This is a genomic window from Flavobacteriales bacterium (assembly GCA_020635855.1).
GTDB lineage: Bacteria > Bacteroidota > Bacteroidia > JACJYZ01 > JACJYZ01 > JACJYZ01.
On the sequence record JACJYZ010000004.1, the window covers coordinates 749,843 to 773,951 of the forward strand.

General features: G+C 52.5%; 19 protein-coding genes. 9 read left to right on the top strand and 10 right to left on the bottom strand.

Annotated features, from left to right (window positions below):
• Positions 1 to 17: 17 nt before the first annotated feature.
• From H6585_15240 to H6585_15255, 4 genes are all read left to right on the top strand, one after another.
• Positions 18 to 1,598: a F0F1 ATP synthase subunit alpha gene (locus H6585_15240; protein MCB9449685.1), complete on the top strand. Its 1,581-nt coding sequence runs from the start codon at positions 18 to 20 to the stop codon at positions 1,596 to 1,598.
• A 27-nt stretch (positions 1,599 to 1,625) separates the two neighbouring features.
• Positions 1,626 to 2,516 (top strand): ATP synthase F1 subunit gamma, encoded by an 891-nt coding sequence (gene atpG / locus H6585_15245; GenBank protein ID MCB9449686.1) that lies wholly within the window; start codon positions 1,626 to 1,628, stop codon positions 2,514 to 2,516.
• A 101-nt stretch (positions 2,517 to 2,617) separates the two neighbouring features.
• Positions 2,618 to 6,397, top strand: a complete 3,780-nt coding sequence (locus H6585_15250) for a HAMP domain-containing protein (GenBank protein ID MCB9449687.1) — start codon at positions 2,618 to 2,620, stop codon at positions 6,395 to 6,397.
• 101 nt (positions 6,398 to 6,498) lie between these two features.
• A complete protein-coding gene (locus H6585_15255) occupies positions 6,499 to 6,822 on the top strand; it encodes a hypothetical protein (GenBank protein ID MCB9449688.1) in 324 nt (107 codons plus the stop codon).
• 84 nt (positions 6,823 to 6,906) lie between these two features.
• On the opposite strand, the gene H6585_15260 is transcribed toward H6585_15255, so the two are convergent.
• The 9 genes from H6585_15260 to H6585_15300 all read right to left on the bottom strand — a co-directional run bounded on the left by H6585_15260 (position 6,907) and on the right by H6585_15300 (position 16,904).
• Positions 6,907 to 8,406 carry a hypothetical protein gene (locus H6585_15260; GenBank protein MCB9449689.1) on the bottom strand — a complete coding sequence of 500 codons (1,500 nt, stop codon included), beginning with the start codon at positions 8,404 to 8,406 and terminating at the stop codon, positions 6,907 to 6,909.
• 305 nt (positions 8,407 to 8,711) lie between these two features.
• Complete coding sequence (locus H6585_15265; protein MCB9449690.1) at positions 8,712 to 9,533, bottom strand: DUF3108 domain-containing protein; 822 nt, start codon at positions 9,531 to 9,533, stop codon at positions 8,712 to 8,714.
• Between the two features lie 71 nt (positions 9,534 to 9,604).
• Positions 9,605 to 12,406, bottom strand: a complete 2,802-nt coding sequence (locus H6585_15270; GenBank protein MCB9449691.1) for a leucine--tRNA ligase — start codon at positions 12,404 to 12,406, stop codon at positions 9,605 to 9,607.
• Between the two features lie 67 nt (positions 12,407 to 12,473).
• Positions 12,474 to 13,847, bottom strand: coding sequence for a DNA repair protein RadA (gene radA, locus H6585_15275; protein MCB9449692.1), 1,374 nt, complete (start codon positions 13,845 to 13,847; stop codon positions 12,474 to 12,476).
• Positions 13,848 to 13,856: 9 nt separating this feature from the next.
• Positions 13,857 to 14,279: a hypothetical protein gene (locus tag H6585_15280; protein ID MCB9449693.1), complete on the bottom strand. Its 423-nt coding sequence runs from the start codon at positions 14,277 to 14,279 to the stop codon at positions 13,857 to 13,859.
• Complete coding sequence (rfaE2, locus tag H6585_15285; GenBank protein MCB9449694.1) at positions 14,276 to 14,791, bottom strand: D-glycero-beta-D-manno-heptose 1-phosphate adenylyltransferase; 516 nt, start codon at positions 14,789 to 14,791, stop codon at positions 14,276 to 14,278. Before rfaE2 ends, H6585_15280 begins: the two co-directional genes overlap by 4 nt.
• Entirely contained in the window at positions 14,781 to 15,800 is a 1,020-nt protein-coding gene (locus H6585_15290; protein MCB9449695.1) for a flippase-like domain-containing protein, read from the bottom strand. The genes rfaE2 and H6585_15290 overlap by 11 nt, the downstream gene beginning before the upstream one ends.
• A 1-nt stretch (position 15,801) precedes the next feature.
• Entirely contained in the window at positions 15,802 to 16,152 is a 351-nt protein-coding gene (locus tag H6585_15295; protein MCB9449696.1) for an aspartate 1-decarboxylase, read from the bottom strand.
• A gap of 38 nt (positions 16,153 to 16,190) precedes the next feature.
• Entirely contained in the window at positions 16,191 to 16,904 is a 714-nt protein-coding gene (locus H6585_15300) for a ComF family protein (GenBank protein MCB9449697.1), read from the bottom strand.
• 138 nt (positions 16,905 to 17,042) lie between these two features.
• Here H6585_15300 and H6585_15305 point away from each other — a divergent pair, with 138 nt between their 5' ends.
• The 5 genes from H6585_15305 (at position 17,043) to H6585_15325 (ending at position 23,202) form a co-directional block, all read left to right on the top strand.
• Positions 17,043 to 17,720 (top strand): response regulator transcription factor, encoded by a 678-nt coding sequence (locus H6585_15305; protein ID MCB9449698.1) that lies wholly within the window; start codon positions 17,043 to 17,045, stop codon positions 17,718 to 17,720.
• On the top strand, positions 17,717 to 18,988 hold the full coding sequence (locus H6585_15310; protein MCB9449699.1) for a HAMP domain-containing histidine kinase: 1,272 nt from the start codon (positions 17,717 to 17,719) through the stop codon (positions 18,986 to 18,988). The genes H6585_15305 and H6585_15310 overlap by 4 nt, the downstream gene beginning before the upstream one ends.
• Positions 18,989 to 19,042: 54 nt before the next feature.
• Entirely contained in the window at positions 19,043 to 21,454 is a 2,412-nt protein-coding gene (locus tag H6585_15315; GenBank protein MCB9449700.1) for a TonB-dependent receptor, read from the top strand.
• A gap of 28 nt (positions 21,455 to 21,482) precedes the next feature.
• Positions 21,483 to 21,932 (top strand): hypothetical protein, encoded by a 450-nt coding sequence (locus H6585_15320; protein ID MCB9449701.1) that lies wholly within the window; start codon positions 21,483 to 21,485, stop codon positions 21,930 to 21,932.
• 121 nt (positions 21,933 to 22,053) lie between these two features.
• On the top strand, positions 22,054 to 23,202 hold the full coding sequence (locus tag H6585_15325; GenBank protein ID MCB9449702.1) for an acyl-CoA desaturase: 1,149 nt from the start codon (positions 22,054 to 22,056) through the stop codon (positions 23,200 to 23,202).
• A 71-nt stretch (positions 23,203 to 23,273) separates the two neighbouring features.
• On the opposite strand, the gene H6585_15330 is transcribed toward H6585_15325, so the two are convergent.
• Positions 23,274 to 24,014 carry a hypothetical protein gene (locus H6585_15330; protein ID MCB9449703.1) on the bottom strand — a complete coding sequence of 247 codons (741 nt, stop codon included), beginning with the start codon at positions 24,012 to 24,014 and terminating at the stop codon, positions 23,274 to 23,276.
• Between the last annotated feature and the right edge of the window lie 95 nt (positions 24,015 to 24,109).

Consider the following 24,109-nt stretch of genomic DNA (forward strand, 5'->3'; position numbering starts at 1 on the left):
AACAATAATTTCAAGCCATGCCTGAAATCAAACCAGCTGAAGTATCGAATATCCTGCGTGAACAACTCGCCGGCTCAAAGACCGAGTCGGAACTCCAGGAAGTAGGCACCGTACTGCAGGTGGGTGACGGGATTGCCCGCATCTACGGCCTGTCAAAGGTGAAGTCCGGTGAATTGATCGAGTTCGAAAACGGTGTCCGCGGGATCGTGATGAACCTTGAGGAAGACAACGTGGGTGCCGTATTGCTGGGTAACTCCCAGGAGATCAAAGAAGGTGACGTAGTGAAACGCACCGGACAGATCGCCAGCGTGAAAGTGGGCGACGGCATGTGCGGACGTGTGATCAACACACTCGGTGAGCCCATCGACGGCAAAGGCCCGCTTGAAGGTGAACTTTATGAAATGCCCCTGGAGCGCAAAGCGCCCGGTGTAATCTACCGTCAGCCCGTTAACGAACCGCTTCAAACCGGTATCAAGGCCATCGACGCCATGATTCCCGTAGGACGCGGACAACGTGAGCTGATCATCGGTGACCGTCAGACAGGTAAGTCGGCAGTGGCCATCGATACCATCATCAACCAGAAAGAATTTTACGATCGCGGTGAAGCCGTGTTCTGTATCTATGTGGCCATCGGTCAGAAAGGTTCCACCATCGCCAACGTGGTAAAGATCCTCGAAGACAACGGTGCCATGCCGTATACCGTGGTTGTTGCGGCCACCGCATCCGACCCGGCTCCCATGCAGCTGTATTCGGCCTTCACCGGCGCTGCCATCGGCGAGTACTTCCGCGATACCGGCCGCCCCGCACTGATCGTATATGATGACCTGTCCAAGCAAGCCGTGGCATACCGCGAGGTGTCCCTGCTGCTTCGCCGTCCTCCCGGTCGTGAAGCCTATCCCGGTGACGTATTCTACCTGCACTCCCGCCTGCTGGAGCGTTCGGCGAAAGTCATCAACTCAGATAAGATCGCTGCCAACATGAACGACCTGCCCGAATCACTGAAGGGTGTGGTGAAAGGTGGCGGTTCACTGACTGCCCTTCCGATCATCGAAACACAGGCCGGTGACGTATCCGCATACATCCCTACCAACGTGATCTCCATCACCGACGGTCAGATCTTCCTTGAGTCGAACCTGTTCAACTCAGGTGTGCGCCCCGCTATCAACGTAGGTATCTCGGTATCGCGTGTGGGTGGTAACGCACAGATCAAGTCGATGAAGAAGGTAGCCGGTACACTGAAACTCGACCAGGCCCAGTTCCGTGAACTGGAAGCCTTCTCCAAGTTCGGTTCCGACCTCGACGCCGCCACCAAAGCGGTGCTTGATAAAGGTAGCCGCAACGTGGAAATCCTGAAGCAGGGACAGTTCTCTCCGCTGACGGTTGAAGAGCAGATCGCCATCATTTTCTGCGGTACCAAAGGACTTCTCCAGAAGGTACCCGTGAACAAGGTGCGCGAGTTCGAACGCGATTATCTGGCGTTCATGCGCGACAAACACGCAGATGTACTGAAAGACCTGAAATCGGGTAACCTGTCGGACAATGCCATCGCCACGATGGAAAAAGTTGCCGCCGACCTGTCAGCCCGGTACGCAAAATAAGTTGATCATCTTCAATCGCAGTAGACCGTGCCAAGCCTAAAGGAAGTCAGAACCCGGATCACCTCTGTTTCATCCACGTCGCAGATCACCAGCGCCATGAAAATGGTATCGGCTGCGAAGTTGAGACGTGCCCAGGATGCCATCCTTCAAATGAGGCCGTATGCACAAAAGCTGCAGGAACTGCTGTGGAACCTGGGTGCCGCCCTGGAAGGCGATGCTTCAAGTCCGTACGCAGAAACCAACAGTTCCAACAGGGTGCTGCTGGTGGTGATCACCTCCAACCGCGGACTCTGCGGTGCCTTCAACACCAACGTGATCAAGGCAGCCAACCAGCAGATCAGAACCGTTTACGCCGAGCAAATGAAGGCCGGTGAAGTGGACGTGATCACCGTGGGAAAAAAGGCTTCCGATATTTTTCGCAAAGCCACGCACGTGAAACACATCGGCCGTCAGGATCATTTGTATGATGAGCTTGATTTCGCACATGTCGCACCGCTTGCCGAGGAGATCATGAAAGATTACGCGGCAGGTAAATACGGCAAGGTAGAATTGGTGTACAACCAGTTCCGCAACGCCGCATCCCAGGTGATTCAGAAAGAACCCTTCCTCCCGGCTACCCCGCCGGAAGCTGAAGGAGCCTCATCCGAGAAGTTCAGCATCGACTATATTTTTGAGCCGGGAAAGGAAGAGATTGTTCGCGACCTCATCCCGAAATCACTCAAGACCCAATTGTACAAGGCTTTGCTGGATTCACATGCAGCCGAGCATGGTGCACGTATGACCGCCATGCACAAGGCCACCGACAATGCCAAGGAGTTGTTGAAAGAGCTGAAGCTGACCTACAACAAAGCCCGTCAGGCCGCCATTACCACGGAGATCCTCGAGATCGTGGGAGGTGCAGAAGCCCTGAACAACTAGCATCCCGATTTTCATCTGCGTTTCATGCGGGGACAAAAAGCCGTTCCCGTTGCACATGGCCTTTGCTGAATTTGACCTAAATTAGCACAAGCCATCATCACATGCGCGACCAGACCCAAAAGCTCGCCCGTAACCGGTTCCTGTACCTTGCCCTGGCGGTTGTTTTCTTTGCTGCAACCACGATGTTGGGTGTGTTCAAGGGGCAGTCGTACTTCCTTCAGAAGCGCGTGCACACGTTTGAGGAAAAGCTGCACCGGAAAGAACAAGATCTCGATCAGCATCTCAAACACCTGACTGCATGCAAGCGGGTTAGTCAGTGGGACAGCCTGATGGTGAGCGATCAGCAAAGAACCGATCACCTGTTTGAAAAAGATGGGCTTATCTTGCTCTCTTACTACCGGGATTCACTGGTGTACTGGAGTTCCATTGCAGCTCCGCTCAGCAAGCTTTTTTCTGAAAGCTATTTTCAGCGTGATGGTTTGGTGCGTTTGCAGAATGGCTGGTATGAGGTTCGTGTGCTCGCCCGTGGACCATTGGTGGAGGTGGGTCTGATTCTCCTGAAAAACGAATACCCCTATCGGAACAGGTATCTGCAAAGCCAGTTTCATCCGTCGTTCGGACTCCCCCTGACCTACCAAATCAGTCACCAATCGCAGGAGAAGTATATAGACGTGAAGGATTACAAAGGAAAGTTCCTGCTTTCTCTGAGTCCGGTACAGGCAGATGAGGCGAACGGTGATATGGAAGGAAATCCGGTTGCCGTCATATTGGCGGTGCTGGGATTGATCTGTGCGTTGATATACCTGGAGATGGAATGTAAAGTGATGGGACGCAACATCGGATCGGTGGGGGCCGGACTTCTGCTGGTAGGTGCCGTTTTGCTGCTCCGCCACCTCACCCTGCGCATCCGTTTCCCCAATGTGATCTACGGACTCGAAGTGTTCAGTCCGAACTATTACGCTGCATCAGCAGTCTTTCCGTCGCTGGGTGATTTCCTCATCAATGCCATCCTCCTGTTTTACCTGGCGGTGGTGATCAACCGACGGGTGAACTGGAAAAATCCCGCCGTGAAATGGGGCGCTACCGCTAAGATTGCTGTGGCTTCCGTGTTCCTTTTCGCGCTGTACCTGTACGGACGTTTTGTGACCGACCTCCTGCGTGGACTCGTGGAACATTCCAAGGTCTCTCTGAACATCAACGATTTTCTGTCGCTGAATACATACAGTTACATAGGCTTCCTGTCCATGGCCCTGCTGCTGTTTTCTTTTCTCCTGGTGGCGGATAAGTGGGTGAGCTCTACGATTCCGTTCATTTCCGAAGGCATTTCCAGCCTCGGGGGATACATCACGGAAGATACCCAGAAACGGCTGATGATCTGTTTTGGAATCACCTCCACCCTGTTCATTATTTACTCTCACCAGCAGGGTACAGTGGATGTGGCCATGATGGGATGGCCGCTGGTGGTGGTACTATTGGTGGGCTATTTCAAGCGAAGGCCGGAGCACGCTTATACGTTTCCGAAACTCATCCTGATTGTGCTGTTCTTTTCCCTGCTGGCAACCAAGATTCTGTACAAGTACAACGAGATCAATGAGCGGAAGAACATGGATTACCTGGCAGGGGTGCTGGCTGATGAACCGGACCATATCGGTGAGGTGTTGTTCAAAGACATGGAAGAGCGCCTGCTGAAGGATGAGGATCTGAAGAACTATTTCAGTGCCCGGCGTAAGCCATCCAGTGTGCAGCGTCTGAAAGAGAAAATCCTGCAAAACTACTTCAGCGGCTACTGGGAGAAATACGAAATTGCCCTGTACCTGTTCAGAAAGGAAGATGATCCCAAACTGAAAATTGCGCAGAACAACGGGCAGTATTCCAGGAATGAACTTGACCGCAAGATCAACCTGGAAAGCAAACCCACCGAAGTGTCGGAAAACCTGTTCCAGACCAATAGCCTGCTGGCGCAGAACGGCTACATCGGACGCCTTGTCTTTTTAAACGACACCCTTCCGTCAGACCAATTGGGCGCCCTGTACCTGACGCTGAACGCCAAGATCATCCCTAAGGGTATCGGGTATCCGGAACTTCTGATCGATGCATCCAACAGCGAGATTAAGAAAAGAAGCAGGCTCGAGAATTACGCATACGCGCATTACAAAAACGGTGCACTTATCGATCACCGGGGAGACTTTCCCTACAACCTCAACATGGAACAGTTCCTGGCGCCTGCCACCCGCACCGATTATTTCTTTTCCGGAGGATTCGAACACGTGATCCGTCGCCAGGGAGATGACCTGACCGTGGTGAGCAGCAAAGAGAAGCGGTTCCTGGAGCATTCATCATTGTTCTCTTACCAATTTATCTTTCTCTCGCTGTTTGCCGGTTTGCTGACGGTCTTCGGATTTCTTCCGCTGAAGATTAATCTGCGGGCGCTCACTTTCAAGAACAAGATCCAGCTGTACATCATGGTGATCCTGTTCTTTGCACTGGGCCTCCTCGGTGTGGGAACCATCTACTACATCAACCTTCAATACAACACCGCGAACTACCAGAACATCCGCGAACGCATCCATTCGGTGTTGAACGAAGTGGAAAGCAAACTGGGCGATACGCATGAACTTTCATCCGACGTGGAAGGTTATGTGACGTACATATTGAAACGGTCCAGCAACATCTTCTTCACCGATATCAACCTGTATGATCCCGAAGGAAACCTGGTCGCTTCTTCGCGTTCGAGCTTGTTTGAGAAAGGACTTATCGCACCCAAAATGGACCCGCACGCCTATGCGGAAATGGTGATTGAGAACAAAGCGGAATATGTCCAGGAAGAGCACATCGGAAAACTCAAATATTTTGCGGCATATGTGCCTTTCCGCAATGATCAGAACGAATTGCTGGCTTACCTCAGTCTTCCCTATTTCGCCAAGAAGAGCGAGATCGAACGGGGTGTACAGACGTTCATGGCTACCCTGATCAATATTTACGGTTTGCTGCTGATGGCCACATTGGTGGTGGCGCTGTTTGTCGCCAACCGGATCACCAAACCGCTGCAGATGATCCAGGACAAGTTGAGTAAAATCAAACTGGGAAGAAGCAATGAACCCATTGAGTGGAAGGCTTCCGATGAAATCGGGAACCTGGTGCGGGAATACAACCGCATGATTGATGAGCTGGCCCAAAGTGTGGAGCTGCTGCAGAAGTCGGAACGTGAAAGTGCCTGGCAGGAAATGGCCAGACAGGTGGCACACGAGATCAAGAACCCGCTCACACCCATGAAGCTGAGCATCCAGCACCTGGAAAGGGCTTGGAAAGACCAGGCGCCCGACCGGGAAGAACGCCTCCACAAATTCACCCGATCCATGATCGAGCAGATTGAGGCGCTCTCCACCATTGCAACCGAATTCTCCAATTTCGCCAAAATGCCGAAACCAAAGAACGAGGTGATCGATCTGGATCAGATGCTGCGAAACGCCGTCAGCCTGTATGACGATACAGAAGCTTCACATGTGACTTACCGCAGTGAGGCAGATGGTGCAGCACTTGTATTTGCAGACAAAGATCAGCTGCTTCGGGTGTTCAATAACCTGATCAAAAACGGGATGCAATCCGTACCTGAAGAAAGGGAAGGAAGAATCGAGGTCTTCCTGGAAGATGACGGGCAACACTGGCTGGTACAAGTGAAAGACAACGGAAGCGGAATTCCCCGTGATCGACTGGATCGCATTTTTGTGCCCAACTTTACCACCAAAACCGGCGGCATGGGGCTGGGACTGGCCATGGTCAAGAACATCGTGGAAAGCACCCAGGGCTCAATCTGGTTTGAAACCAAGGAAGATGTGGGAACGGTTTTCTTCGTTTCGCTACGTAAATATCAAGATAGCTGATCAGCGAATCTGTTGTTTGATCTTGCATGGGCAAGTCCGTCAGGTTATTTTTCCCTGTATCCCGGTACTTTCGAATAGATTTGGTTGTCATTCAACATGTCATGAAAGAACTACACCAAATTGCCCGGCGCGGAAAGCGCTGGAAGAAACCGGAAGTGCTCCGCATTGTGGTTGTGGATACGGATGCCGCATCAGCACATATCAGGGCCGGTATGCTTGTGGCTGCCAACCAGGCTGCGTTTGTGGATGTTTGTGTGGAAGCGGAAGCCCTGCAAGTTTATCTTCAGCATGCATTGACCGGGGTGGGTGCATGGCCCGACCGTGTGGTGGGTTGCATCGGCAGGCAAGCCGGTCATGCTTTGGAACGTCGCCTGGATCTGTTCAGGAGAATGATGCCCGGTGTGGAATGGGAAGTGCTGCGGTGAGGAACGGTTCGCTCGACAAACCTTCTCCGGTTCACACCTGGAAAGACATGAACCGGAGTACTGTTCACCGGGGCGAAGTGTGTGTTACCATTTCTCGGCCCATTCTTCAGGGCGCGAGGAAATGCGACGGATGATGCCGTCATCTTGCCAGCTGATAAAGGGCAGGATCTGGTCCCGACCGGTGTTCTGACGGATGAAGGTATCGCGGTATTCGGCGAGTTTGATGGTGGAATAGCGCGTTTTGACCATGCTTCTCTTGATGGCGATCCGAAAGAATTTCATCAGGGAGATCACATGCTGGTATCGCTTGGTGAGGTTGTGGTTGCGGAGCTTGGTCGAAAGGCTCTTGATCTGGTCTTTTGCCTCCGGGAAATTCCGTGACATGCTGTGACAAAGGATCAGAAAAACCTTCACTTCGATTTCGGCATGTACCATGTTTTTGAACATCACATCCTGTTGCAGCCGGTTGAGGTGCTTCACTGCTTTGCGGTATTTTCCTACAAAGAAAGCGGTGGCTGCTTTGTGGATCATGTAATGTGCATAGGAAACGTGGTCCAGCAATGATGCATCAAATCCGCTCTCCTCAAGCAATTGAACGTCTGCAGCCATTTCAGGCAGGCGTTTGATTTCCTTGAAGTACGTTGTTTTTGATGTGAAGAAATGGGAAGAAGCACATAGCGGAGCCAGGCGCAGCATGCCTGGTATGTCCTGGCAAACCAGGTCATAGTAGGTCTGCGCTTTCTTGTGCATATGGTATTTCAGGTAAAACTCGAAACTGAGATAATCCATCAATGGCTTGCATGAGGCATAGAAAGGATCATCGGGATGTTGATGGATGAGCTTGCGGGCCATGGCAAGGTGATCTTCGATGGAGTGCGAGGATGCATCCATCCCGTCGTCTGCCGGAGTGAGCAGCGCTACGGAAAGGTGGGCGATGTGACTTTGGAAGCGCAACCGGTGGGATGAATACAACCCCGAAATGTTGTTGATCTCCTGGCGGAGCGTTAGGATCAGTTCCCACGTTTCATCATCATGTGACAGGTCATATTCTCCGATCTTACGGCTCAGTTCCAGTGCAATCCCCTGTGCCTTGTCGAGTGCAAGCGCATAGGCCATCTGTCGGTTGTATGCACGGGTATAGTCAAAGAACTTGGGTGCATGCAGGTGCATGCGACGCAAGGCATCATACACCTTGATCAGGTCGTGTGGCATGTCGTTTTCCTCCAGCACATGCACCATGTGTTCCAGGATGGCAATGGCGATATGCGGATGGTACCTGTCGCTATAGATCAGCCTCGGAAGTGAATCCAGTTTTTTGCGGAGATCCACATGCAAGCCTTCAAAATTCTGGAAAAGGAAATCCTGCACCTTGTCGTACAACCGGGATTTCATCGTATGAAATGCCGTGGCGGTCAAGCCCATCTTTTCCCGTATCTCTTCGTCGGTTTGCGGCTGATCAACGGAATTCCTGTAAGCTTTTAACAGAAAGAGGTAATTGTTGGCATTGTTTTCCTCAAGACCCGCAACAAAGCGTTGGTAGTCCCGGACCTTAATTTCAAGAATAACACTTTTCAGGTTCAGCATTTGAATTCAGATTTGGCACCTGTAGCCGACAATTACAGAAACTAATATAGCTTTAATATTTGTCCCACCCATACCTCCTCCGGGAGAAAGAAGATTTACCCGATCACCTCCGTAAAGTCAAACTCACAGGTAAAAAGTTTGATGGATACAAAGAAAACAGCCTCGTGAAGTTTGCCCAAGGGACAAAGCAAAAAAACCGTTAGATTCTTTTGCTTCCAAGTGTCCCTGACCTCCCGACGTCTTGCTTAAAGATAAAAAACTTATGTGAGACCGGTGTTTTCCTTTCCCGGTTTGTTCGCTTTTCGTTAATCTTCTTTCACCAGCGCAAGCGGATAGGCATTCCCGTTTATGCTTTTGATGTCCATTTTGATGGAGCCCACCAGCACCTCCGCCTGCAGGCGAACGGGGATGTGATTGGGGTCGTCGGTGATCCAGATGGTGAGGTCTTCTTCCGCCTTGAATACGCGGCCGATCTGGATCACGGGATTGAATTTCAGCACCCGGAAGGTGCCCAGTTTCGTTTTTAGTTCTTCACTGCCCACATATTTGATGCGGAACGGCCATAGTTCTTCGTCGATGAACGTGGGGATCTCGTATTCTGTTCCGGGTTTTGCATCTGAAAAATCCAGGGCGCGAGCAAAGTAAAAGGCCGACAGGATGTCTTGTACATTGTCGGGGACTTCATACTCGGCTTGCTTCTGCTGGCTTTTGACCTTGTTCTTGAACTGGTTGAAGATGTAGTCCTGCTCCAGTTTATATCCACCTTCATCCACCCTGCGAACAAACACCCACGGAAAAAGTGCCAGGCTGTCCATGTACGTTTCGTACCGGTCGCGCACCTTAAAAAACCAATCGAAAGCGCCTTGTGATTTGCCGGATCCCACGATGTGATAGACCGATCGGGATCCTATTTTCCGGGAGGACTGTACCTCGAGCTGCGCTTCCCCTGCATCTACGATGCCGTAGTGCACACGGTATTTGAGCTTTTCCCCGATTTTGAAAGGTTGGGTGTCCACTTCGCGGAAGGTCTTGACCACGTGTTCTTTCACGCTGTTCTCATCCTGCGCACTGAGCTGTGTCAGCGAAACCAGGATGAGGGTCATCAGGATGGCATAGGTACGTCTCATGCCCCAGCAAACGCAAATTGCATTCCAAACTATCTGACGTATCCCGGCCATGCTCCGGTTTTGTGTTGGTTTTACATCACAACGTTGACGATCCGCCCCGGCACCACAATGACCTTTTTGGGCTTTTTCCCGTCGAGCCATTTGGCGCTGTGCTCCATCGCCAGCACTTCCTTTTCAATCTCCGCCGGTCCCAGGGCTGCCGGCAACTCCACCGTAAACCTGGTTTTCCCGTTGAAGGAAACCGGGTACATCACGGTATCTTCCTGCAGGTAGTCTTCGTTGTATTCCGGGAACGTACCGGTGGTGATGCTCTCCTTGTGCCCAAGCGCTTCCCACAGTTCTTCGCAGATGTGAGGTGCGAAGGGTGCCAGCAGCAATACGAAGCTTTCCAATACTTCGCGATTGTGGCATTTCAGGTCCGACAGCTCGTTGATGCAGATCATGAACTGGCTCACCGCCGTGTTCATCGACAGGCGTTCGATGTCGTCGCCGATCTTTTTGATGGTCTTGTGAAGGGCCTTCAGTTCTTTTGGGTTGGCAGGCGAATCTTGCACCAGCCAGTTGCCTTCCTTGTCGTAAAACAACCCCCACACTTTCTTCAGAAAACGGAAGGTGCCTTCGATGCCGTGGGTATCCCAGGGCTTGGCGATGGTGAGCGGACCGAGGAACATCTCGTACAGGCGCAACGTGTCGGTGCCGTAACGTTCAACAATGCCTTCCTTGCCTGTCTCGGGATTCGTGTCGGGAGATACGACGTTGAACTTGGACTTGGACATTTTCTCAACCACAGCCTCACACATGAACAGGCCCTGATCGTTAAACTCGAAGGTGTAATCGGAAAAGTCGGGCTTCCATTTTTTAAAGCCTTCCACATCCAGGCGCTCCTGGTCCACAAGGTCTATCAGGGCATAGGTGGGTACCAGCGAGACATCATCACTCAACTTTTCACGGATATCACTGGAGTATGCTTTGCGTGTGTGCGGATCGAAATATACCAGATGGGCCATGCCCAGAATCATCCCCTGGTTCACCAGTTTCTTGAACGGTTCTTTGTGGGATACCATGCCGAGGTCGAACATGAACTGGTTCCAGAACCTTGAATACAGCAGGTGGCCGGTGGCGTGTTCGGAGCCGCCGATGTAAAGGTCCACCTGTTGCCAGTATTTCTCTTTGTCTTTGGCGAACGGTTCGTTTTCGTTCTTGGGGTCCATGTAGCGCAGCCAGTACCAGCTGGAGCCGGCCCAGCCGGGCATGGTGGTGTGCTCGTATTCGAATTCGTTCCGGTACTTCCAGTTTTTCGCACGCGCCAGGGGTGCATCGCCGTCTTCGGTGGGTTGGTACTTGTCGATCTCGGGAAGCAGCACGGGCAGCTCGTTTTCTTCCACGGTGTGGGGCACGCCGTTTTTATAAAACACCGGGATGGGTTCACCCCAGTAGCGTTGCCTGCCGAACACGGCATCGCGCAGCTTGTAGTTCACGGTTCCGTGACCGATGCCCAGTTCTTCGATTTTTTTGATGGCGGCTTTGATGGCTTCGGGTACCCGCATGCCGTTGAGGAAATCGCTGTTGGTAAGCATAGCATCCTTGCTGGCTTCCGCGCACTGTTCGGCGTCCTGTCCTTCGATCACGGGTACGATCTTCAGTCCGAACTGTTTCGCAAACCGCCAGTCGCGCTCGTCACCGGATGGCACGGCCATGATGGCGCCGGTGCCGTAGCCAGCCAGCACGTAGTCGGCGATCCAAACCGGAATCTGTTCGTTGTTGAAAGGGTTGATGGCATAGGCGCCGGTGAAGCAACCCGTGACCGATTTCACATCAGCCTGGCGTTCCCGTTCGCTTTTGCGCGAGGTTTTTTCCTTGTAGGCTTCGATGGCGGCCTTCTGGTCGGCGGTGGTGATTTCGTCTACCAGCGGGTGTTCGGGGGCGAGCACCATGAAGCTTGCACCGAAGATGGTATCGGGACGGGTGGTGAACACCTTGATGCGTGCATCGGAACCATCAACCTGAAAGCTGATGTCGGCGCCATGGGATTTGCCGATCCAGTTGCGTTGCATTTCCTTGAGGGCATCGCTCCAGTCGACCTGGTCCAAACCTTGCAGCAATCGCTCCGCATAGGCGGTGATGCGCAGGCTCCACTGTTTCATTTTCTTTTGCACCACGGGATGTCCGCCGCGTTCCGAGAGGCCGTCTTTCACCTCATCGTTAGCCAGCACGGTTCCCAGGGCGGGGCACCAGTTCACCACGGCTTCGGAGCGGAAAGCGAGGCGGTAATGTTGCAGAATTTTTTCCTGTTCGGTTTCATCCCATCCGTTCCAGTCTTCAGCTGTGAATGTTTCCTTGAAGCCGGTGGCTGCATCGATGGTTTGATTTCCGTTTTTTTGAAAGGCGTCCGTCAGTGCTGAAATGGGTTGTGCCTGTCCGCTCTTTTTGTCGAACCAATGGTTGAACAGCTGCAGGAAAATCCATTGTGTCCACTTGTAATAGGAAGGATCGCATGTGCGTACTTCGCGGTCCCAGTCGAATGAAAAGCCCAGCATGTCCATCTGCTGCCGGTACCTTCGGATGTTATTTTCGGTGGTAACGGCCGGGTGCTGGCCGGTTTGTATGGCGTACTGTTCGGCGGGCAATCCGAATGCATCATATCCCATCGGATGCAGTACACAGAAGCCTTGCATGCGTTTGTACCTGGAAAAAATGTCGGAGGCGATGTAACCAAGGGGATGTCCTACGTGCAGTCCGGCGCCTGACGGGTAGGGGAACATGTCAAGCACATAGTATTTGGGTTTGGCCGGATCCTCGGCGATACGGTATGTGCCTGCCTCCTTCCAGCGTTGTTGCCACTTCTTTTCGATCTCTTGAAAACGGTATTCCATCAAGGCGGATTTTGCCTGCGAAGGTAAGCAATTGCCTGTAGTATGCGGCAGTTTTAGGGCGGGTGGTTCAGGCGAACAGGAGGGAGAACGCCTGGTCTACCTTGCTTACGAATTGCACTTCGATGCGAAAGCGGCTTGTATCAATGGATTTGCGGCCGTATGAAGAAACCATGATCTTTTCCAGTCCGAGCTTTTCCGCTTCGGCGATCCGTTGTTCCAGGCGGGCTACAGGCCGGATCTCTCCGGTGAGTCCCACCTCGCCCGCATAACATTGGTTGGCGGGAAGGGGGATGTCTTCGTGTGAAGACAGCAGCGCGGCGATCACGGCCAGGTCGATGCCCGGGTCGTCCACGCGGATGCCACCGGCGATGTTGAGGAATACGTCCTGCATGCCCAGGCGGAACCCGCAGCGTTTTTCGAGTACGGCCAGCAACATGTTCAGGCGTCTCAGGTCGAAGCCTGTGGATGAGCGTTGCGGCGTGCCGTATACGGCTGTGCTCACGAGTGCCTGCACTTCGATGAGGAGGGGCCGGATGCCTTCCACCGTGGCTGCAATGGCCGTTCCGCTGAGTTGATCTTCTCCCCGGTTCATGAGTACTTCCGACGGATTGGCCACCGGATGCATGCCGGATGCTTTCATTTCGTAAATGCCGATTTCGGATGCGGACCCGAACCGGTTTTTCATGGCGCGGAGGATGCGGTAGGCATGGTGGCGGTCTCCTTCGAACTGCAGCACGGTGTCAACCATGTGTTCGAGTACTTTGGGGCCAGCCAGCTGACCATCTTTGGTGATGTGACCGATCAGTACCACCGGGGTTTGAGTTTCCTTGGCATAGCGCAGGAGTTCACCCGTGCATTCGCGGATCTGGGATACGGAACCCGCCGATGCATCCAGTTGTTTGCTGGTGAGGGTTTGGATGGAGTCTACGATGACAAGTCCGGGTTGCAGTGATTTGGCCTGGGAGAAGATGTTCGACAGGTCGGTTTCGGCGAGTACGAAGCAGTTCAGGTTTTGGGATTGCATGCGTTCGGCGCGCATGCGGATCTGCATCTCACTTTCTTCTCCTGATACGTACAGCACTTTTGCGTTCTGCAGGCTCAGGGCCATTTGCAGCAACAAGGTTGATTTACCGATCCCGGGTTCACCTCCCAGCAGTACAACGGATCCCGGTACGATACCTCCGCCGAGTACGCGGTTGAGTTCGGGGTCGGCGAGAAGAATGCGTGGTTGTTCGGCGAAGGATACTTCAGACAGCGGGCGGGCTTTGGTGGCGGTGGTTCGTTTCGATCCGTTTTCGCGCCATGCCTTTTCATCGGCCGACTTGCCCACAACCTCTTCCACATAAGTGTTCCATTCGTTGCAGTTGGGACACTTTCCGATCCATTTGGCGGACTGGCTGCCACAAGACTGGCAGAAGTAGGTGGTGTGGGTTTTGGCCAATGTCGAAGCCTATTCGGTCTTGACGAATTCCGCGGTATACGGACCCTGTGTACCCGAGCGGTAGTAAAGCACCATTTCGTCTTTGTTCAGGCGCATGATGCGGAAACGCTCATTCAGCCAGAACTTGGAGAAGTCGAAGAAGGATATGTATGCGCGGGTGAGACCTGCCTGGATGATGTAGGTGCTGCTATCAGTTATGGTGCCTGCCTTGGCTCCTGTTGTTTCTGTGATATACACCATGCCATCCTTGAACACCCATTCTTCCGTGTTTCCGACATTCCCAAGGTCAACGCGTTCGTATTTGCCGGCTGAAATTTTTTTCTCGATGCCTTTACGCGAAGGGAACATGAGGTTGCTGCTGTTCTGGCAGGAAGTAAGCACCAGGCTTGCAAGCATGGGAATGATAAGTATGAATCTGGTAATGGCCTTCATGGTTGATGCTCTGATGAGATTCTTTCCAATATTCCGGTCGTGGAATGTCCCTGGAGGAATGGTACGATTTCTACCTGCCCGCCTTTGCTTTGCACAATATCAGCTCCGACTACATCCGATGCTTTGTAATCTCCTCCTTTTACCAGCACGTCCGGTTGCACAAATGTAATTAAATTCAGAGGAGTATCTTCCCCGAAGGGTACCACGGCATCAACAAAGCCAAGGCTTGCCAGAACCAGCATCCTGTCTTTTTCTTGATGCACAGGTCTTCCGGAACCTTTCAGCTGCCGAACGGAGCTATCCGAATTCACTGCAACCAATAATCGGTCACCAAAAGAAGCGGCGGTGGCAAGGGTATGTATATGACCGGGATGCAGGATGTCGAAACAACCGTTGGTGAATACAATGGTTCGGTTCTGAAAACGCCACCTGTGAAGACGTGCAGCCAGTGCGGCATTTGCACCGTCGTAGATCTTCTCCAGGATATGGTCCCACTTGTTGTTAATTGGCATTCTTCCGGTAAGAAAGTGTGATCACTAATAGCGACAAGCCACCCGTTACCGCCATCACGATATACTGGGTGCCATGTACCAAATAAGCGAATGATACGGAAGAATCGGCTGAAATGTTATACAATTCTTCAAGGGTATAGGCAACAAAGGTGTGATAGGTGCCCACGCCACCGGGAACCGGTGCAAGTATCCCCAGGCTTCCGGTGGTCAGGATGGTGAACCCTTCCCCGACGCCCAGGTGGGATGTGGCATCCATGGCGAAGAAGCATACATATACCATCAGGAAATAGCAGAGCCAGATGAAAACGGTGTGCATAACGAACAATCCCTTTCCGGGCATGGTTGCAATGGTGCGCAGTCCGTTCATGAATCCCACCAGGATGCGCCTGAACTTGAAATAGTATTTACCGCCATGTGCGCGGAACTTGCGGATCCCCCACCTCATGGCTAAGATGCCGAGAACCGCCAGCACAATCAGCACCACCAGGTAAATCCAAACATGTTCGCGTTGTGCCGCCCATTTGTTCTGCAAGGGTTCCCAGATGTGGGTTCCCAGGAAGTTTTCCAGCTGGTTGAGCTGAACCACAACGGTGATGCCGATGATCAGCAGAAAACTGAGCATATCAATGCCGCGTTCCACCAGCACGGTGCCCACAAGGTTTTGCAGGGGTATTTTACCTTTTCGTGCCAGCACACCACAGCGGGTGATTTCTCCCAACCGGGGAATGGCCATGTTGGACAGGTAGCCGATCATGGTGGCGTGAAAGGTGGTGGTAAGCCGGGTTGGGTAACCCAGTGACCGGATCAGCAGGTTCCATCTGGCGGCTCTTGACAAATGGCTCAGCAGGGCGATTGCCCCGGAAAGTACCACCCATTGATAATGGGCTTTTTTCAGCTGGCTGAGCAGAATACGGATGTCTATTTTGGACGAGACATACCAGAGAAGTCCGATCCCGACACCCAGGAAGAGAAGGTATTTGAGGATAACGAAGATTCTCTTCCTGGCCAAGCTATGTCAGTCGGTTGGTTGCCGTATCCGGAAAGATCAGGCGGGGTTTGAAGGATTTTGCTTCTTCAAAATCCATATGGGCATACGAGATCACAATCACAATGTCACCCACCGCCACACGCCTCGCAGCCGGTCCGTTCATGCACACCACACCCGATCCGCGTTCACCTTTGATGATGTATGTTTCCAGTCGTTCGCCATTGTTGATGTTCACCACCTGTACCTTTTCGTTTGCGATCAGGTTGGCGGCATCCAGCAGGTCTTCATCAATGGTGATGCTTCCCACGTAATTCAGGTTGGCCTCGGTTACGGTCACCCTGTGAATCTTCGATTTTACTATTTCTATCAACATACCACAAAAGTAATCAAAAAGCACATGCAATCTTCCCCTCACGACCTGACGGAAAAGGCCAGCGCGGCCACACTGACCCGGCAATCCGGCAGGTTCGTCAGCAAGGCGGCGATGGCTTCGAGGGTTGCACCCGTCGTGATCACATCATCCACCACCAGAACATGTTTACCCGCCAGGCGCATGGGATCCGCCAACCGGAAGCTGTGATCGGCGTTGAGCCAACGTTCGTACCGGCCCTTTCGGGTCTGACTTTTCCTGTTGCCGCTGCGCAAGACACAAAACGTTTCACATGGAACACCCAGAATTTCCGCCACCTCCCGGGCGATCCACTCACTTTGGTTGTAACCCCTTTGCCTGTATCGTTCGCGGGTGAGTGGTACCGGCACGATCACATCCACCTGCCATTGCATGTGCAGAATGCATCGACCGAGTTCCATGCCCAATACACGGGCGGTGTCGTGCTGGGCGTGATACTTGATGCCGTGGATCAGCCGCTGTGTGATGCCACCCCTTCGGAAGGCAAGCAGGGCGGTGGCATACCGGATCTCTACACGCCCCCAGAAAATTTTGTGCAACGCGTGATCAGTGCCGCCGGTAAATAAAGTTCTCGGGAGTGAAGCCATACACACCAGGCAAATGCCGGTTTCCCCGGTATGCAGGTTGCGATGGCATCCGGCACAAAGCCTGGGAAAGAAGAGATGGAGTAAACTTTTACCGTAGGCGGTGATCCGGGACGGCCAATGTTTTTTCATGATCACATGATCAGATGAGGCCCTCCGTGAACGTTTGCAGCGAAGGTAGCGGAAGCAAAACAGAATGGCAATCCTTCAGAATGCCTACAGAATGTAAAGGTATCTTTGACGATGCATCCGTACGTATAAGCTTCCGACATGAAGATCCTCATCATTGAAGACGAACCGGACCTGCAGGCATCCATCGCAGGATACCTGAAGGATCAGGGCTTTCTTTGTGAACTCGCATCCGATTTCGCGGAAGCGAGTGAGAAGGTGGCCATGTACGTGTATGATTGCCTTGTGGTTGATCTCAACCTTCCCGGCGGAAACGGCATGGAGATCATCCGCCAGGTGAAAGCCGGTCACCCGGATACCGGCCTTATTATTCTTTCGGCACGTGATGCACTCGACGACAGGCTTGAGGGACTTTCCATCGGCGCAGATGACTACCTGACCAAGCCGTTTCACCTGAGTGAACTGAACGCACGCATTCATTCCATCATCCGCAGGCGAAGGTTCCAGGGCGCCAACGAAGTGGTGTTCGGAGAGATCACCCTTGACCCGCAATCCAGGCGCGTGTTCGTATGCGGTGAAGAACTCATCCTTACACCCAAGGAATACGGATTGCTGTCGTTCTTCCTGGCCAACCGCGACCGGGTGGTGGGTAAAGAAGCCCTGTCCGAACATATCTGGGGCGACCACATCGACATGGCCGATCATTTCGATTTTCTCTATACCCATATTAAAAATCTGCGCCGTAAATTGATGCAGGCCGGGGCAGAAGACTACATCCGCACTGTTTATGGCATCGGCTACAAATGGCAGGCAAAATGAGGCTTTTCACCATCACAACCCTGTGGTACACGATCATCTCCGCATTGGTGTTCGCCGGGGCGGGAATGGCATTCTTTCTCGCCATTGAAGATCTCATGCGCGAAGAAGCGGATGAACAACTCCACAATGAAAAACTGGTGATCCTGGATCAACTGCGGAAAGGTGAGGCGCCTGAACCGGCATGTGTTTCGATGGACAAACGGATCCACATCATTCCATTGCCAGCCGGCCAAAAGGTGAAAGAGGAATACAGCGACACCACCATGCAATTCAGGTATGCAGACGGAGATGAAGAAGTCCTTCCTTTCCGGCGATTGATCGCAGGTGTGGACGCGGGCGGGAACGCCTACAAGCTGGATATCTCCATTTCCATGCTGGAGTCGGACGACCTCGGCGAAAGGATCCTCAAACTTGTGCTGACCCTTTTCGGAGTTACGCTGCTGCTCATCCTTGGTCTGAATGTGTTGTTGTCTCGCCTGCTGTGGAAACCCTTCCGCAGCATGCTGACGCAGATGCAACAATACAAGGTGGAACAACATCAGGCGTTGGAGATTCCCGCTTCTTCTATTGCGGAATTCCGTGAACTGGGTGCAGCCCTGAAACACCTGACCGACCGGGTGCATGCTTCTTTCGATAGTCTCAAGGAGTTCACAGAAAATGCGTCACACGAGATCCAAACGCCGCTGGCCATCCTGCAGTCGAAAGCAGAATCATTGATGCAGGCCGAAGACCTGGCCATACACCATGCGGATGATCTGGCCGGAATGGCGAGGGCCGTGCAACGTTTGTCGCGACTGAACCAGGCGTTGCTGCTCCTGTCGAAAATAGAGAACAGGCAGTTCCCGGATCAGACACTCATCCGGCCGGCGGCTTTGATCCAATCGATCCTGGATAATTTCAGTGAATGGATGGATGAAAAACACCTGCAACTGGAAACGGAGTTGGATGCTGATGTGTCCCTGTCGATGAACCCCGTGCTGGCCGACATACTCCTGTCAAACCTCATCGGTAACGCCATCCGCCACAGCAAGGAACAAGGGATCATCCGCATCCGTCTTACCAGCCGTGAACTGCAGCTGGAAAACACCGGGGGACCGCCGGTTGCCGACGGAGAAAAATTGTTCGGGCGTTTTCACAAAGCGGATCCGTCGTCTCGGTCGCTCGGACTGGGATTGTCCATCGTACGGAAAATCTGCGATGTGCAGGGCTATACCATCCGCTATGAAGGCCGCATGCCGGATGTGCATCGGTTTGTTCTCGGATTCTGATTCAGAATTGCTACAGATTGCTGCCGGATCTTCGCTGCAAACATTCCGGATCGCATGCAAACATACAGGTACATTTTTCTGTCGATCGCCATGGTGTTATGTGCATCGTGTGCACTTGCCCAGGGCGGTTCAACCCTCCGGGGTACCGTTGTGGATGCGGGCAATGATGAAGCACTGCCCTTTGCCAACGTGGGTTTGTTCCGACAGGCAGACAGCTCCCTGGTGCAGGGTACCACTACATCAGGCACCGGTCAGTTTGTGTTCAGGGATGTGCCTGAAGGAACGTATCGCCTGCGGGTGACCTTCATCGGGTATGCGGAACAGGTGGTGAACAACCTGCGTACTTCGGGTAAGGCAATTGAGGTGGGAAAGATTTCACTCGAACCGGTTTCACAGGAGTTGCAGGAAACCGAGATCACCGCAGAGCGGCCCCTGATGGAGATGGATCTTGACCGAAAAGTCTATCACGTGGACCAGGACATCCAGGGCCAGTCGGGTTCTGCTTCGGAGGTGCTTGAGAACATACCGTCGGTTTCCGTGAGCGCCGAAGGTGATGTCAGTCTGAGGGGTTCTTCGAATGTGACATACTTCATCAACGGTCGTCCTTCCGCCCTGCTCAGAATAAACCCGGCCGCTGCCCTCCAGCAGATACCGGCTTCCAGCATCGAGCGCATTGAAGTCATCACCAATCCGTCTGCGAAATTCAGACCCGATGGAGCAGCCGGTATCATCAATATCGTGTTAAAGAAAGACCGCAAAGAGGGATTCAACGGTACGCTGAGCGCCAATGCCGGAAACGGTGGTCGGTACAATACCAACCTGATGCTGGGCATACAAAAGAAAAAGGTGAACCTGTTCGGGAACTATGGGGTACGGTGGGACCAGCGATTGCGAACCATCTCGGATGAGCGGACCTATCTGGATTCAACCGGAATGCCGGAAAGCTATTATGAGCGCAATACGGATGGCAGATATCGTTCGGTATCGCACACCGCGAATGTGGGCGGAGAATGGCACATCAACAACAAAAATGTGTTTTCTCTCAACGGAAACGGATACTACCGGGGCATGGACCGGCCAAAGGAATTTTCCACCGTCAGCTATGACCTGCAACACGCCGTTACCGAAAACTTCCTGACGCAACAGGATGGAAGGGAAGATGAATACGAGGTGGAAGGAAGTGCGGGATTTGAACATCAGTTCGGGAAAGAAGACCACGCCATTCAATTCGAACTGAATGCTTCTACATACAGTGAGAAAGAGTGGAACGGCTTCAACGAAACCTATCAATACCCGGAAAGGGAAAATTACCAGAGTGAGGTGGAGATACGCAAGTCGGGCAAGCAGGTTGAAAGTGTGGTGGAGTATACGCTTCCGTTGGGTGAAGACCGTGAGCTGGAAGCCGGTTACGAGGGAACCTACAATGCAGATTACATCCGCTATTCCGGAACCTACCTTGACACCGTGGCAGGTAACTGGAAAAAAGACCTGATCAAATCCAACCGCTTCCGCATCAACCAGCAGCTGCATGCCATGTATACCACTTACGGGTTTGACCTGGAGAACCTGGGCGTGATGGTTGGTGTGCGTGCAGAACAATCCATCCTCTCATCCCACCTGCTCAATACCGATTCACTGATCCCGAATCACTACTTCAAATTGTATCCGAGCCTGCACCTGAACCATGAAGCGGGTGAAGGAAAGGAATGGCAGTTCAGCTATACCCGACGTGTGAACCGGCCCGACGGAGATGAATTGAACCCTTTCGGCGAATACAACGATCCCCGCCATGTGGAAGCGGGAAACCCAGCACTGAAGCCCGAACAAATCCATTCCGTGGAACTGGGTTATCAGCGAACGGCATCAAAGGCTAGCTGGAGCAGCACACTGTTTTACCGCTATGTATTCGATGCACTGGAAGAAGTGACAAGCACCATCATGGATTCCGTCATCCTGACCACGCTGGACAACCTCGCCTCTGAGCAGGCGGCGGGCTGGGAAAGTACGTTCCAGGGAAAGCCGTTCAGGTGGTTGTCGGTGCAGGGAAGCGGAACAGTTTACTACAATGAGGTGAATGCCATCAACCTGGGATATACCACACCGAAGTCAAACGTTACCTGGTCAGCCCGGGTTAATAGCAATGTGTACCTCCCCCGGAAAACCCTGGTACAGGTAACCACCAGGTACAATGCACCCAGGCTTGGTGCACAGGGCAGAAGCAAAGGTTCATTCGTGTGCAACCTCGGTGCACGTAAAAAGTTATGGGATGACAAGGCATCACTGGTAGTGACGGTGTCGGACGTATTCAATACCTCCCGCTGGGGAGAAGTGTTGCATACACCCGAGATGGACCAGGTATATGTGTCCCACCGCAGGTCACAGATCCTGTACATCGGGTTCACCTGGCAGTTCGGCAAGGCTTACCAGAAACAGAAGGAAGACATTCAGTTCGACAACGGTCAGTGAAGATGCAATACGGTTGTATCTTGGTGGGATGAAACAACACGCTCTCTTCACCCTGATGGTTGCCTGCATCACAGCATGCACCTCACCCGCATCCGATCCGGTGTCTGAATCAGCCACATTGAAACAAACCGACCTGGACATGAGTGCACTGGCAGCCAGGGAAGGTTTCTTCAAAGCTTTGTCGGATTATGCAGCAGATGATTTTGTAAAACTGAACGATGGTTCCATGCCCATCATCGGCAAGGCGGCGTACATCGAAAGCAACGGCGGAAAACCGGGTCCGAAAGGGATCACCTGGGAACCTGTGGATGCAAGGGTGGCCGCATCCTGTGACCTGGGGTATACCTGGGGAAACTGGACATACGGGACCGGTGATACGGTCTACTACGGCAACTATTTCACTGCATGGAGGAAGGGGGAGGACGGACACTGGCATGTTGCGTTGGACGGGGGAAACAGTACACCTGCAAAGCCTTAGGGATGTTCCGGCGGAAAATGCTGACAAATAAAGATTTTAAAGTGTATTTTTGCCGCGTCGAACGCTTACCCGGATCCGGAACTGGACCCTCAATTGCCTCAGACATAATATAACTGTGGACATGAGCCGGGAGAATGATGATCTGATGCAAGAAACCGTAACCGAGAAAACAGTACGCCCAGGCTTTCAGCGACCCGAATCCCAAGATTTCTACCATGTGGCACGGCAACGTGTGCAGCGGTATTTTGAGGAAACCGGGCAATCTACCTACGGCAATGCCAAAATGACCCGCAAGGCGATCTTCCTTTTCAGCCTGTTCGTTTTGAGCTATGTGTCGTTTTATCTTCCCATCAACCCATGGGTGTTGCTGCTGATTGCCGGCTGCAACGGTTTCCTCACGGCGTTGCTCGGCTTCAACATCGCGCATGATGCGGTTCACGGTTCGTTCTCACCCAAAAGCTGGGTGAACAAAATGCTGGGCCTCGTCTTCAATATTGTTGGGGCAAACGATTTCATGTGGCGCATCAAACACAACATCATTCACCATACCTACACCAATGTGCCGGGTCATGATGACGACATCATGCAGATAAAGATCCTGCGCATGGAGCCCCACAAGGAACTGATGAAGATTCATCGCTTCCAATACATTTATGCATTTCTGCTGTACCCGCTGGCCACCTTGTCGTGGGTGTTCATCCGTGATTACGTGAACTTCTTCAGACAGGATTTCCAGTCAGCTGCAGGCCGCAAACACCCGGTAAGGGAATTCATCCGTCTGCTGGGTTACAAGATCCTGTACTATGCGCTGTTCATTGTTCTGCCCATCATGTACATTTCATTGCCATGGTATGCGATTGCAGCCGGATTTGTGTTCATGCACATGGTGGAAGGCCTGGTGCTTTCCATTGTGTTCCAGCTGGCACACGTAGTGGAGAAAGCGCAGTTCCCGATTCCCGGAGATGAAAACGAACTTACACGTTCATGGGCGGTGCATCAGATGTATACCACTGCGGATTTTGCTACGGGCAGCAAACTTGTGACGTTCCTTGTAGGCGGATTGAATTTTCAGGTTGAACATCACCTGTTTCCCAAGGTGTGTCACATTCATTACCCGCAGATTGCGCCCATCATCAAGGCAACGGCAGAGGAATTTAACCTCCCTTACAATGAGTACGGATCATTGGGAGCGGCACTGCGTTCACATGTACAAACGTTGTGGGACTTCGGCCACGAGATGGTGCCGGAAACCGCCCGGGTGCGATCCTGATATCTAACAGATACAAACAAAAAAAGGGGACGATCACCGTCCCCTTTTTTTAATTTACCTCAAAGCAGGTTTTAGTTGGTACCGCGGATGCAATGGTGGTATCCGTCACCATCGGCTTCGAACACTTTCGATTCACGGGTTCTCCAGGTACCGGAAGAGTAAATGTAGTCGGACTGGTTCTGCAGCAGTGTAAAGTCACGAACTGTGTGCCAGCTGCCCCATGACTTGTAACGCAGGCGGTGGCGGATGGTGCCACGGTAAGGGCTTGCGTTGGTGTGCATGGAGAACTTGTAATTCTCTACATAGCTGGTACCTGTACGATTCACCCAGCAGTAGAGGTAGTCCCAGCCGCCATTGCAGTAGTTGCTTTGGAACTGACTGGCGCTCATCATCGGCACGTTTTCTTCAGCGGGTTCTGAAACAAACTCCTTCTGGATCATGGGCGCCTGTGTGTAATTGGCTTCTGCCTGTGCGAACGCCGTTTTCAGTTGCTGTGGTGCAGCCTGATGCGAAAGGGCTTCATAAAATTGAACAGGGGTCAGTTGTCCGGCTGCCTCAGGCAATACATCCTTGTTCAGTACACCGGCTGCCAATACTTCGCCGTCCGGGAATTGAGAGAATTCCACGAAACCGTCTTTGCCCATATCGATTCTTGCCAGCAGGGTTTCTTCTGCGGTCAGGTGTGATTCGTTGGTCTGAATTTTTTCACTCACCTGTTTCTGGGTGGTAATGGCTTCCTTTTCGCAAGCGGAAAAGAAAACCAGTGCATAGGCCGCGCAGATGGCTGCTACGGATTTTTGAATGGTTTTCATTGTTGTAGGTTTATTTGCCTTACTAGTTTGAAGGGTGTTCAGGCATGTTCCCTTGGACAGGTATGACGCGTCTTCATGTGATCCCTAAGAGACCA